General features: G+C 45.5%; 9 protein-coding genes and 1 pseudogene. All 10 read left to right on the top strand.

Annotated features, from left to right (window positions below; genetic code table 11):
* Nucleotides 1-824: 824 nt before the first annotated feature.
* The 10 genes and pseudogenes from B0X70_RS21575 (at nt 825) to tccA (ending at nt 14050) form a co-directional block, all read left to right on the top strand.
* The gene (locus tag B0X70_RS21575; protein ID WP_217470353.1) at nt 825-1955 is read left to right on the top strand and encodes a LuxE/PaaK family acyltransferase; all 1131 of its coding nucleotides are present in this window, start codon (nt 825-827) and stop codon (nt 1953-1955) included.
* 1 nt (nt 1956) lies between these two features.
* Complete coding sequence (locus B0X70_RS21570; RefSeq protein ID WP_217470352.1) at nt 1957-4362, top strand: acyl-CoA reductase; 2406 nt, start codon at nt 1957-1959, stop codon at nt 4360-4362.
* Nucleotides 4363-4391: 29 nt separating this feature from the next.
* Nucleotides 4392-5663, top strand: a complete 1272-nt coding sequence (locus B0X70_RS21565; RefSeq protein WP_217470351.1) for a phenylacetate--CoA ligase family protein — start codon at nt 4392-4394, stop codon at nt 5661-5663.
* The gene (locus tag B0X70_RS21560) at nt 5660-6583 is read left to right on the top strand and encodes a GNAT family N-acetyltransferase (RefSeq protein WP_217470350.1); all 924 of its coding nucleotides are present in this window, start codon (nt 5660-5662) and stop codon (nt 6581-6583) included. The genes B0X70_RS21565 and B0X70_RS21560 overlap by 4 nt, the downstream gene beginning before the upstream one ends.
* Nucleotides 6584-6993: 410 nt before the next feature.
* Nucleotides 6994-8556 (top strand): S-type pyocin domain-containing protein, encoded by a 1563-nt coding sequence (locus B0X70_RS21555; protein ID WP_217470349.1) that lies wholly within the window; start codon nt 6994-6996, stop codon nt 8554-8556.
* A gap of 8 nt (nt 8557-8564) precedes the next feature.
* Nucleotides 8565-8822 (top strand): colicin E3-like toxin immunity protein, encoded by a 258-nt coding sequence (locus B0X70_RS21550; RefSeq protein ID WP_036778200.1) that lies wholly within the window; start codon nt 8565-8567, stop codon nt 8820-8822.
* Between the two features lie 94 nt (nt 8823-8916).
* The gene (locus B0X70_RS21545) at nt 8917-9375 is read left to right on the top strand and encodes a DUF6392 family protein (protein ID WP_036778198.1); all 459 of its coding nucleotides are present in this window, start codon (nt 8917-8919) and stop codon (nt 9373-9375) included.
* A 108-nt stretch (nt 9376-9483) separates the two neighbouring features.
* The gene (locus B0X70_RS21540; RefSeq protein WP_036778196.1) at nt 9484-9951 is read left to right on the top strand and encodes a DUF6392 family protein; all 468 of its coding nucleotides are present in this window, start codon (nt 9484-9486) and stop codon (nt 9949-9951) included.
* A 104-nt stretch (nt 9952-10055) separates the two neighbouring features.
* Nucleotides 10056-10626 (top strand): annotated as a pseudogene (locus tag B0X70_RS26040) (DUF6392 family protein).
* A 526-nt stretch (nt 10627-11152) separates the two neighbouring features.
* Entirely contained in the window at nt 11153-14050 is a 2898-nt protein-coding gene (gene tccA, locus B0X70_RS21525) for an insecticidal toxin complex protein TccA (protein ID WP_217470348.1), read from the top strand.
* The last annotated feature ends 45 nt before the right edge of the window (nt 14051-14095 follow it).

Genomic DNA, 14095 nt, shown 5'->3' with positions numbered 1-14095 from the left:
CCCGGTAGTGATAATGGTTGATAAAAAAATGTTGATATGAATGATTGTTAAGGTAAGTAGGGTAATCGTATAAAAGAAAATTTCTATCGTGTGCATAGAAATGTGTTTTTTTATTTTAAATTTTTTAATGGATTTTTCACGTTGATAAGAACTTGACTGGTGTTAGTAATATCATAAATTGCTTGTTTTTAGGTATTGTAAATATCGAAAATATAAATGCAGATTATTAATCTGTTTTTATTATTATGTTGTGAATAATTCTTAAAATTACTCATCATTGAATAGAAATAGCTTACTTGGTGAGAAATAACAAGTTTATTACCTTAGATTTGTTGGCCATATTCCGGGTTTATAGACGTTCCCGGTTAAAAAAATTGACGGAAATAAAGAAGTAACATTGTTGATTATCATGCTAACTATATAATTGTATAAATATCGTGGAGATCTCAATATTCTGGTTGTTTGTTAAATGTTACATATTGATTATAAATTCGTATTTGATGAATAATTCCAAATTATTATTGGCATTATTGATACATGAATAATGATGACTAAATTCGTTGATAAGGTTATTAAATATAAATTTGTTGTTATATTAGCCTTCATTAAATCATAATTGTTATATTTTTATTGTTTTGTTTACAAGAAATTAACAAAATTAAGATTTTTTTTCTAAAAACGGTGACCTATTTTTAATTTGGTTAAGAAGTTGTATTCAACATATCGTTATTTTTTCTTCGGGCTTTACTTGCCGAAGGTTGAAACAACATACCTATTATTTTAAGGGAGTAAATGCCCTTTTCTTTAATTTCTGGAGATGACTTTTGACCTCTCTTGCTTATGTTGACGCCCTTTGTGCGCTTGATCATCCTTATCGGGTCGATAATGTTTGTGACCAACTATTTGATGCTGCCATGCGTGAATTGACGCTGTACCACTGTGAAAATACTCCCGGTTATTCTCAGTGGTTGAAGGCTAACGGCTTGGAAGTAGAAAGACTGGAAAAACTGGACGATTGGTCGCGTTTGCCGCCTATTTTCGCTAATTATTTCAAACGCCAATTGTTGATCAGCAGTACCGGCAGGAATGCATTGGAGTTAACCTCCTCTGGGACAACCGGCCAAAAGAGCCGTATGCGTTATGATGCACGCAGTATACGTGCGGCTCAAAATATGGTTGAACGAATTTTTGAGTATTACGGTTGGAATACGCCGCAACAGCCTTGCAATTACTTGCTGCTAAGCTATGAACCTGCCGGTGCGGTTACGTTGGGAACCGCGTATACCGATCAATATCTGTGTAAATATGCACCGGTAAACCAAGTCTGTTATGCGCTGCGCCACAATGGAAAAAGCAATGAGTTTGATCCTTTTGGCGTCATCCGATCCTTACAAGAGTTTGCAGCACAAGGGTTGCCGGTGCGTATCTTGGGCTTTCCGGCATTCTTGTGGTTCACGCTGGAACGGATGCAGGAAATGGGGTTGCCGCCGGTGCAGTTGCATCCTGAGTCACTGGTGTTTTTGGGGGGAGGCTGGAAAACGCACGCTGATAAAGCCATTCCAAGATCCTTGCTGTATCGGCGTTTGGGGGAACAACTGGGTATTCCTGACGAGCGGTGCCGGGATGGCTACGGTTCGGTGGAACATCCCGTGCCTTATGTTGAGTGCCGAAATCACCATTTTCATGTGCCGACCTATGCCCGTGCTTATATTCGCGATACGGCCAACATGGCAGTTCAACCCTACGGTAAGCCCGGTTTTCTGCATCTGGCATCACCTTACATCACTTCCAGCCCGGCACACAGTATTGTGGTGAGCGATTTGGCGGTGTTACATCCGGCTGCTGAATGTGGTTGTGAGTTAGCGACCGATTGGTTTGAGTTATTGGGTCGTGCCGGTACCAGTAAAAGCCGCAGTTGCGCGATTGCCGCTTCTGAGTTGATCAAGGAGTCCTGAAATGTATTTAGTGAATGGTAAGGTTATCTCTGATTTGGAACCCGCGACTATATTGGCGGAACTGAAAAGTAATTTGGCTGAGACGTTGGCGTGTCCCCCAAGTGTACAACAGGTATTGGCGTGTGCTGAACGCTTTGTTGACGGCCTCGATACTGTTGCGGCTAAACTTAAGTTGGATACAGCCGCAATCACCGCGTTACGTCACTTCTGTCATCGTGATGCTTTAGAGGCAAAGTTGCGACACGAATTGGGCGAACAACCTTTTTCTCTGCGTCGCTTTGACTATACACAGCCCCGTTTTGAAACCTGGCAGCCGTTGGGATTGGTGGTGCATATCACGCCGTCCAACGCGCCTTTGCTGCCATTTATGGCAGTGTTAGAGAGTTTGTTAGTGGGCAATGTCAACTGGTTACGCCCTAGTAGCAGTGATCACGGCCTTAATGCGCGGATATTGGCTGAGTTTCTACGTTATGACCTGAGCGGCACGTTGGCGTCTTATATAGCTGTATTACCTTTGCCATCGGATCAATTATCAGAATTACTGGCGTGTGCTGATGCCGTATCCGCTTGGGGCAGTAATAGCGCGTTGACCGCTATCCGTAGCCAACTACGGCCCGGTTGCCGTTGGATAGATTGGGGACATCGTATCAGTTTTGCTTATTTGGACCCGATGGTTGCTAGTGATGCTGACTATGACGCGCTGGCTGATGATGTTTGCCGTTTTGACCAACAAGCGTGCTCCAGTCCACAGTGTTTATTGGTGGATAGCACTGACGAGAACGTTTTACGGGAGGTGGTTAGTGCTGTGGCCGCCGCATTGGAACGACGTGCGCCAGTATGGCCCGCTTTACAGCCGGACATACAGGAAGCGGCGGAAGTTAGCAGTCAGATGGCATTCTTACAGTTAGATCACACTTTTGCTGATCTTCGCGGTTCAATAGAGGAGGGTAATGGTTGGCGGGTAGCCTGGATACAGCGTCAAGAACTTGCGCCATCACCACTGTACCGTACTTTGCAAGTCCGCCCGGCGCCACGTGCGCAATTGGTCGAGGTTTTGTTGCCGTGGCGTCCCTATTTGCAAAGTTGTGCTTTGATAGCTAAAGAAAAAGAGCTGCCGATGCTGAGTCGTCAGTTGTTGGCTGCCGGTGTTAGTCGGATATGTCAGGCCGGAACTATGCATGATGGCTATGAAGGTGAACCCCATGATGGTGTTTATGCATTGACTCGGTTGGCGCGACGTGTCTCCGTCAGCTTGAAAGCTGAACAACTGCCGGGCCATGTCTCATTGGATAAATTGTCGGCCAATCCGCCGGAACTGGCAGGGATTCCGGTGATGGATAAAGCAAAGTTTCAGAGTGGCGGCACGACGGCGAAAGCACAGGTGTTTTTCCGTAGCGGCGGCAGTAGCGGCGAGCCAAAACTGGCGGGTTTCAGCCATCGAGATTATCACAGCCAAATGCAGTCTTCGGCAGATGGCCTGTTTGCTGCTGGTCTGGACCCAGCACGAGACCGGGTAATGAATTTGCTGTATGGCGGTAATTTGTATGGCGGTCTGATGAGTTTCTTCACTATTCTGGATAAATTATCCGTGCCCCATTACCCGATGGGCGGCCCAATAGACGATGATTTTAGCCAAATCAGGCACTTTATTATCACTCAAGGGGTCAATACGCTGGTCGGGATGCCGAGCACTATACACCGATTGTTTGAGTGTGAAGAGGCTGCGTTGCGTGCCTATGGCGGGGTACGTAAAATTTTTACTGGCGGTGAACATATTAACGAAGAGCGACGTCAGTTTCTGTCCAGTTTTGGTGTAGAGGTGATTCGTTCGGCAATTTACGGTTCCGTGGATGCCGGTCCGTTAGGCCATGCTTGTGCTTGTTGCCAAGAGGGCGAATTCCATCTGTTATCTGATATTCAGTGGCTGGAAATCTTGGCTCTTGATAGTGATCAGCCTGTTCCGGCAGGGGAAAGCGGTCGACTGGTGTTTACCCCTCTGGAAAGGGAAGGGCAGGTGGTCCAGCGTTACGATGTAGGTGACTTGGGTTATTGGCTTCCCGCTCTCTGTGACTGCGGATTACCAACGCCGCGGTTTAAATTGGAAGGTCGTCATGGTGCATTGCTGCGGGTGGGGTCTATTTTTGTGAACCCAACAGCATTGTCAGCCGAGCTGGCGTTTCCGGTGCAGTGGTTGGTAGGAAACAACGCCGATGGCGGTGATTACATCCATGTGTTAGCCGATGGGGATGTTGGCCAGGTGCGTACACATTTGCTGCAACATAAGATGCTGAACCAAGTTGTCAGTGGTGGATTGCTTCAATTGGAAGTTATTCCGACGCCGATGGGGCAGTTCCGTCGTCACCCGCAAAGTGGCAAAACGCCGCTGGTGCTGGATAGCCGATTCTGAGACCAATAATACTACTTTTTGGGTAAATCATGACACTATCATTACACGATCTGGTTGAATACGTCCGCAATCATTCCCCCTTTTTTAGGGATCTTTACCGTGATCTGCCTCGATCTGGCTGGGAGCTAATTGATCTGCCGTTGATCAATCCTGCTGATTATTGGCAACAATCGCAATCGCTGGAGAACTGGCCGGTGTTAACCGGCCCTGTCAACGGCGGTCATGTTTTTAAGACCGGTGGTTCAACCAGTGACGGCAGGTTGTCGGTGTTCAGTTGTAGTGAATGGCGCGCTTTTATACGCGCATTTGGTCAAGGGATTGCACAACAATTACAACCTGGCGACCGCTTTGCTAATCTGTTTTTTTCTGGTGATTTGTACACCGGTTTGCTGTTTATTCACGGTGCCTTGTCCTATTCACCGGTGCCGGTGGTGGAGTATCCGTTTACCAGCTCCGTTGATGATCGGATACTGACCGACGCTATTATTAACTTGAATATTAATGTCTTGGCTGGGATGCCGGTGCAATTGCTGCGTTTTGCCAGTGCCTTGCAGCAGCGCGGCCAGTCTATGCCGGGCGTTGAGCGTCTGTTGTACGGTGGTGAAAGCCTGTTTCCAGAGCAATTGACACTGTTGAATCAGGTATTTCCTAATGCGCGTATTGGTTCAGTGGGTTGCGCCAGCGTTGACGCAGGTCTCATTGGGGCGGCGTCTCCTGATTGTTGTTATGGCGAACATCGGGTTTTTGATACGGAAACCATTATTGAAATTGTTGACGAAGCCAATGGTCAGCCGATTACGGAGCCAGGCCAAAATGGCCTATTAGTTGTGACCAACCTGCAACGACGCCTGATGCCGATTATCCGTTACCCTACCGGAGATATGGCTTGTTGGTGTGAAGCGCCGGGGCAGCCGCGACGCAAATTCGCTTTGCAGGGGCGGGCAGGAAGCGCTCACCGAATTCGAGTTGGTTCACTATCCATTTTTCCTGACCATATTGCGCGTTTACTGCGACAGCAAGCGGGTGTACTCGCTTGGCAGTTATTGCTGAGCCGTCAGAACGGCATGGATAACATACAACTCTTGTTAGCCGGGAATTCATCACTGATGCCATCGACAATATCAATGCGTCAAGCATTGCTGGCGGACCAACCCGCTATGGCAAAGTTATGTGATCAGGGCTTCCTGCATGTGGAGGTCACTTACTGCGCCTTGGAAAATATGGTCACTCATCCTCGATCCGGTAAGTTGGTGCGGGTGGTTGATAATCGTGGTTATAGTGCTGAAGAGAAGGCGGCATGAGCATAAATCCAGTAATGCCATTCATTCGATTATTCCAGGAAGGGGATTCTACCGGTGTTAGTGCGTTATTTCGGGCTGTTTATGGTGAAGATTATGTCTACCCGGAAGTCTATTTACCTACTATGCTTGGCCGCTATAACGCGGCTAAACACTGGTATTCTGCCGTTGCGGTCCAGGGGGGACAAGTATTAGGGCATGCGGCGCTGTGGCGGGATGAACAGTGTCCATTAAGCGCTGAACTGGCGTTGATCGCGGTACACCCGCAGGCGCGTGGGCAAGGGATTGCTACCGCACTGGGCCGATACTTGTGTCATCAGGCTAAGAAAATGGGGTTAAGCATACTCACGATTAAACAGGTGTCGTCACATAACCACAGCCAACGTTTGGCCCAAAATTTGGGCTTTCACACGACGGGTTTACTGCCGGATTATGTAACGTCACCATTTGATCAGGCACGGCCGGAAAGCATTGTGCTGGGGTGTTTGCCTTTACAAAGTTGGCCGTTTCCAGAATTACATTGGCCTTCCGGTTGGCAAAGGTGGCTGACATCGGTGACTCAAGTGTTTGGTCAAGAGCCTCTGCAACCGGAGGAGCTGGCTGATGCGGATATCCGCATAACCAATCATGGACGTCGGTTGGAAGTGTGGATAGAAAAGCAGACAACCGAGCGGGTAAAAGAGGTGGCGGAGTTACCGGCACACAAACTGGTATATGTGAAACTGCCGGTAGGGGAAGGCACTCTCCAGGCGATGGAAATTTTGCAACAGGCGGGATTTGCCTGTACAGGGTTTGTGCCCGGTCATCATCATCGTTGGGAGGCTTTACTGGTTCGCGGGCATAGTAGGAAAGAGTTAGCCTTAAATTGTCAGTTTGCTCGCAGTTTGCACCAACAAAGCATGTTTGCTTGTGCAAGCGCATAGTTTTCCTGCAATGCTCAGAGGCAATCTGGTAAAGCTCATCAAAGCCTGAATAGTTTTGTAGATTGTTGACAAAGTGTTGGTCTTTCGGTCAGCACTTTGAACGGTTAATGATTAACAATTGACCGTGGCTTGCAAAAATCTGTTGTGTATTTCTGCTAACTCGTCACTGTTTCTTAAATTTATTCATGAAACTCACCTTTGTTTAATTTTTGTAATAAAATTGTTATAAAACATGGTGAATTACCAGTATCAATCGACATTATTTCTCTAATTTTCAGAATATTCCTATATACTTTTAAGTGAAATTCATTGCACTATTGATTACTTATTAATCCATAAGTGACAAAAGCATGATGATGATTTCAGTTAGATTCACTCTTCATGTTGTAAGTCATTGGAGAAGTGAATAAATGGCAATAGGGTATTTCCTGCTTGTTGGTGATAAAACAACCTGTGGCGGACAGATTATCACCGGTGATCACACCATGACATTTAATGGGCGAGCAACCGCTCGTGAAGGGGATACAGTTACCTGTGGCAAACATCCCGGTACTTACACGATTGTCGGTGGTGTATCCGATGTGTTTGACATGGGGCGCAAGCTGGCTGGCACATTGGACAGTGTGAGTACTTGCCCCTGTCGGGCTAGGTTTATCAATTCCGAGATGGACAGCTATGAGAAGCAGGATAAGGATGCTGACCGGGTTGCCGCTCCCACAAATATGGTGCAACAGCACTTCTCTTCTCCGGTAAAGGATGTGGGAAGCCCGCCCGCAACGCAGGCGCCTCCGCCGCCGATACCGGTGTTTACAAAGTCCTGCCAGCGGGGTAAAGGTTGTACCGATGCCGGAACCGAGCCTGAACCGGCGAATAACTTTGGCAGAATGGCGATATATCAGGTGCCGTCATCTCCCACTCCGGTGACGCCGCAAAAACCAGAACCGCCGCCACAAGAGAAGAAACACCCGCCAGAACCAGATAAGCCGCAGGATAAAAAATTACCGTGGTATAAGCGGTGGTTCCGTGGTGGTGAAGATAAAGCCGAAGCGGCTGCTACCGCCGTGGCCGCCACTGCCCGCAGCGCGGTAGCGGAAGGGGAAACGCTGGTAATGCGTTACATTGGCGGCGGCGCTATTAGTGCAGGACGTTGGCTGGCGGCACCGAATCCGGTGACAGTTGGATTAATGGGGCTGTTTTATTCACCGTCGTTGAATCAGGGGGAAGAGGATTACTTAGATCCGTATCGCCTGAGACAGATAGCGGAACAGTATGGAAAAGCACCAACTCGTGTACGTTTTCGCTGGATCAGAGATGAAAAAAGCGGCAGGATGACGGTTCAGGGATATCACGTCAGCCCGGAAGGTGGTCTGGATAAAGTGCCGGTTCGCATGATGACGTTGAATCGGACCACCGGTAATTACGAGTTCTGGGAACCGGGAGAGACCCGGCCGACAATTTTATGGACGCCGAGCGAGCAGGAATTCAAGGTTCCAGCCCATACCGGGAATGAAGAACAGCCGTTTATTCCGTCGCAAATAACCGTGTTGCCGATCCCGGATAAAGTGGGCAGCGATATTGAATCGTTGCCGATGCCGGAAGAGAAGGATTTCCGCGATTATATTCTGGTATTCCCCATTCCGAATATGCCGCCGGTGTATGTGTATTTGAGTAAACCTAGAAATGGATTGCCTCAAGATGGACACGACTATCATCCTGCCCCAAAAACAGAGGAAATTACTGGGGTTTCTGGGTTACGGTCAGCTAAGAAAAAAACTCCAAAACAAAGCGGAGGTGGTAAACGAGATAGATGGATCGATAGCAAAGGCCGCCGAATTTATGAATGGGACTCTCAACATGGTGAATTGGAGGTTTACCGGGTAAGTGACGGTGAGCACCTTTGCTCTGTAGATTATAAGACTGGGAAAGAGTTAAAACCCGCTGTCAAAGGACGAAACATTAAACAGTATTTGTGAGGTATATAATGGGATTGAAATTAAGATTGGAGTGGTTTGATAAACAAACAGAATTAGGGGAAGGGTGTGAGTATTCCAAGGATTTTGGAGATAATGCTGATGTTATGGCTAGTGGGTTGGGAATATCAACAGAAGATAATATAAATAACGGTGGCTTTGATGTGGAATCTAAATGGGTGAGCGTTTTACAGCCTCACTTCTGTCATCAAATTGATTTATCAGCTTATGATTACCAAATCTCTTTTGATTATAGAGATTTGTGGTGAATAGAGATTCAGCGGATAGTGGGATAGCGGGCAACAAACCATTATCCGTGTTTAACATAGGTTCTGTTCCACATACGCCAGATTTTGTGTATAAATGACTATCAACGTTGAAGCCCTAATTAATAGTTTGGGGAAAACTTATCAGGAAATTTTTGATGAGGGATTAATTCCTTATAGAAGCAAACCAAATGGTCCTCCGGGGGTACTTAATATTGGTATTGATATGGTGAAAGAGGGGATTTTTTTATCGTTTGAACGGAGTAGTAAAATATTAAACGAAATTACTTTAAGGCTGCTTCGAGACGATAAAGTCTCTTTTGTATTCCCAAATGAATTGCCATCACCATTGATGCATTCTATGGATAGGGTATGGGTTAGAGAAAATTTAGGTAATCCGATTAAGTCAATACCACCAAGGCAAATTTTAAGAAGGCAGTTTGGTTGGAAAGATTTATATCGTTTTAAAGACGAAATCAGTATGCAGATTTCTTATGACATGATGGAACGAGTGAAATCGGTAACGTTTTTGCCTACCTCAGAAGTACGTTGGTAATCAACAGATTATGAGTGGTTATTTTTAAAAGCCAATTCATTTGTGAATAGTTTGGAAAGTTAAATCTCAGATGCATTGTCTGAATCGAGAATAGAGGTGATATAAATAATGACGATTAACATTGAAGCCCTAATTAATAGCTTAGGGAAAACCTATCAGGAAATTTTTGATAAAGGACTAATCCCTTATAAAACCAAGCCGTCAGGTTTTCCCGGAGACTCTGATATATCTCTTGATATGGCTAAAGAAGGGACTTTCTTATCATTTTTGCGAGAAAATAAAGTACTTACTGAGATAACGTTAACTTTAATTAATCACAGACGACCTAATTTTATATTTCCTAATGAATTGCCTCCCCCTTTGATACCGCTGATGTCTCGACAGTGGGTTCATGAACATTTTGGTGAGCCTGAAAAATCACTTCCGCTAAGGAAAAGATTAACTAGAGAAATTGGCTGGACTGAGTTATATACTTTATTGGATTTTCGTATTCCAACTAGCATGCAGGTTGATTACAATTTGCTGGAGCAAGTCAGAATGGTGACTTTTTTGCCTACGTCAGAGGTGCGTTGGTAATTAATATATATGATAGGTTTTTTTAAAATCCAATTCATTTGCGGGTAATTTGAAAAATAAAATCGTAGATGAATTGGACTAACTAAGAGTAGGAGTTTATACAAATGACAGTCAACATAGATGCGCTAATAAATAGCTTAGGGAAGTCTTATCAGGAAATTTTTGATGAAGGGCTAATTCCTTATAAAACTAAACCAACAGGATATCCTGGAGATCCTAATATATCCTTGCATATGATTAAATAGCGTTTCATAATTCTGCTACACATAGCCTTATCCAACCCGTTGTTATACATGGAATTATGAGTGGTATAAGGTGTAGCGCTATTTTGGAATCTTATTTAAAGAAGGTGTACATCTTGCTTTTAAGAGGAGTAATAAGGTTTTATTTGCGATAGGGCTTATCTTGATTGATGAAAAAAAAGATTCATACCAATTTCCAAATGAACTCCCACCACGACTAATTCCTATCATGTCCCGGCAATGGATTCATGAACATTTTGGTGAGCCTGAAAAATCACTTCCACCGAGGAAAAGATTAACTAAAAAAATTGGTTGGACTGAGCTATATACCTTATTGGATTCTCGTATTCCGACGAGCATGCAGGTTGATTACGATTTGCTGGAGCGGGTCAGGTTGGTGACTTTCTTACCCACATCAGCAGTGCGTTGGTAATCAATAAAGAGCCTCTTATTTAGATCCTTAGCTGTTTAAGTATGTGGAATTTGACTTATTCACTTCTCATTACCCTCCAATAGGTTATTTGTTTAAAAAAATAATAAAGATACGCGAGTAATCTTCATCATATTGATATAAAAGATTATTTTTTTGCCATTGCCACCGTTATTCATCAATATTCCGGCATATCAGGTATTACCTTATTCAAGACGCGATATTGCAAACTATTGTTAATTATTTTGTAAATTAATTATAAATATACGTAAATGTTTATTCTAAATAATTATATAAAGGTAAAGTTATTTTATTGTCTGCATTTTGTTTTTTAATGTAAGCAAGTTTTGTGATTTATTATATTTTTCCTCACACATCATCACTGTGTATAGCGCCTTTAGAAGGTAGGAGGACCTGATGTTCTAAATGCGCATGTTTGATTTGGTCCCTTTTTTATACATAACGATGGTGATTATTTTTTGCGCGAAAAAACCTGTTTCTCATGATAAACCTCAATTCAGGAGTCCGTATGAATCAACTCGCCAGTCCCCTGATTTCCCGCACCGAAGAGATCCACAACTTACCCGGTAAATTGACCGATCTTGGTTATACCTCAGTGTTTGATGTGGTACGTATGCCGCGTGAGCGTTTTATTCGTGAGCATCGTGCTGATCTCGGGCGCAGTGCTGAAAAAATGTATGACCTGGCAGTGGGCTATGCTCATCAGGTGTTACACCATTTTCGCCGTAATTCTCTTAGTGAAGCTGTTCAGTTTGGCTTGAGAAGTCCGTTCTCCGTATCAGGCCCGGATTACGCCAATCAGTTTCTTGATGCAAACACGGGTTGGAAAGATAAAGCACCAAGTGGATCACCGGAAGCCAATGATGCGCCGGTAGCCTATCTGACTCATATTTATCAATTGGCCCTTGAACAGGAAAAGAATGGCGCCACTACCATTATGAATACGCTGGCGGAGCGTCGCCCCGATCTGGGTGCTTTGTTAATTAATGATAAAGCAATCAATGAGGTGATACCGCAATTGCAGTTGGTCAATGAAATTCTGTCCAAAGCTATTCAGAAGAAACTGAGTTTGACTGATCTGGAAGCGGTAAACGCCAGACTTTCCACTACCCGTTACCCGAATAATCTGCCGTATCATTATGGTCATCAGCAGATTCAGACAGCTCAATCGGTATTGGGTACTACGTTGCAAGATATCACTTTGCCACAGACGCTGGATCTGCCGCAAAACTTCTGGGCAACAGCAAAAGGAAAACTGAGCGATACGACTGCCAGTGCTTTGACCCGACTGCAAATCATGGCGAGTCAGTTTTCGCCAGAGCAGCAGAAAATCATTACGGAGACTGTCGGTCAGGATTTCTATCAGCTTAACTATGGTGACAGTTCGCTTACTGTGAATAGTTTCAGCGACATGACCATAATGACTGATCGAACAAGTTTGACTGTACCCCAGGTAGAACTGATGTTGTGTTCAACTGTCGGAGGTTCTACGGTTGTTAAGTCTGATAATGTGAGTTCTGGTGACATTACAGCAACGCCATTTGCGTATGGCGCCCGCTTTATTCATGCCGGTAAGCCGGAGGCGATTACCCTGAGTCGCAGTGGCGCGGAGGCGCATTTTGCTCTGACGGTTAACAATCTGACAGATGACAAGTTGGACCGTATTAACCGCACAGTGCGCCTGCAAAAATGGCTGAATCTGTCCTATGAGGATATTGACCTGCTGGTGACTTCTGCTATGGATGCGGAAACAGGAAATACCGCGCTGTCGATGAACGACAATACGCTGCGTATGTTGGGAGTGTTCAAACATTATCAGGCGAAGTATGGTGTTAGCGCCAAACAATTTGCTGGCTGGCTGCGCGTAGTGGCCCCGTTTGCCATTACACCGGCAACGCCGTTTTTAGACCAAGTGTTTAACTCCGTCGGCACCTTTGATACACCGTTTGTGATAGATAATCAGGATTTTGTCTATACATTGACCACCGGGGGAGATGGGGCGCGTGTTAAGCATATCAGTACGGCGCTGGGCCTCAATCATCGTCAGTTCCTGTTATTGGCGGATAATATTGCCCGTCAACAGGGAAATGTCACACAAAGTACACTCAACTGTAATCTGTTTGTGGTGTCAGCTTTCTACCGTCTGGCTAATTTGGCGCGTACATTGGGGATAAATCCAGAGTCTTTCTGTGCTTTGGTTGATCGATTAGATGCAGGTACAGGCATCGTCTGGCAGCAATTGGCAGGGAAACCCACAATCACGGTACCACAAAAAGATTCCCCGCTGGCGGCGGATATTCTGAGTTTGCTGCAAGCGCTAAGTGCGATTGCTCAATGGCAACAACAGCACGATTTAGAATTTTCAGCACTGCTTTTGCTGTTGAGTGACAACCCTATTTCTACCTCGCAGGGCACTGACGATCAATTGAACTTTATCCGTCAAGTGTGGCAGAACCTAGGCAGTACGTTTGTGGGTGCAACATTGTTGTCCCGCAGTGGGGCGCCATTAGTCGATACCAACGGCCACGCTATTGACTGGTTTGCTCTGCTCTCAGCAGGTAATAGTCCGCTTATCGATAAGGTTGGTCTGGTGACTGATGCTGGCATACAAAGTGTTATAGCAACGGTGGTCAATACACAAAGCTTATCTGATGAAGATAAGAAGCTGGCAATCACTACTCTGACTAATACGTTGAATCAGGTACAGAAAACTCAACAGGGCGTGGCCGTCAGTCTGTTGGCGCAGACTCTGAACGTGAGTCAGTCACTGCCTGCGTTATTGTTGCGCTGGAGTGGACAAACAACCTACCAGTGGTTGAGTGCGACTTGGGCATTGAAGGATGCCGTTAAGACTGCCGCCGATATTCCCGCTGACTATCTGCGTCAATTACGTGAAGTGGTACGCCGCTCCTTGTTGACCCAACAATTCACGCTGAGTCCTGCAATGGTGCAAACCTTGCTGGACTATCCAGCCTATTTTGGCGCTTCCGCAGAAACAGTGACCGATATCAGTTTGTGGATGCTTTATACCCTGAGCTGTTATAGCGATTTATTGCTCCAAATGGGTGAAGCTGGTGGTACCGAAGATGATGTACTGGCCTATTTACGCACAGCTAATGCTGCTACGCCGTTGAGTCAAGCTGATGCTGCACAAACGTTGGCAACGCTATTGGGTTGGGAGGCTAACGAACTGCAAGCCGCTTGGTCGGTATTGGGCGGGATTGCCAAAACCACACCGCAACTGGATACGCTTCTGCGTTTGCAACAGGCACAGAACCAAACTGGTCTTGGCGTTACACAGCAACAGCAAGGCTATCTCCTGAGTCGTGACAGTGATTATACCCTTTGGCAAAGCACCGGTCAGGCGCTGGTGGCTGGCGTATCCCATGTCAAGGGTAGTAACTGAGCATGGCAGAGCTCACTACCTGAGTGGATTTGATTTTTCCGTATG

It is taken from the genome of Photorhabdus akhurstii (assembly GCF_019090985.1).
Lineage (GTDB): Bacteria > Pseudomonadota > Gammaproteobacteria > Enterobacterales > Enterobacteriaceae > Photorhabdus > Photorhabdus akhurstii.
This window is presented reverse-complemented; position numbering and strand designations above follow the sequence as displayed.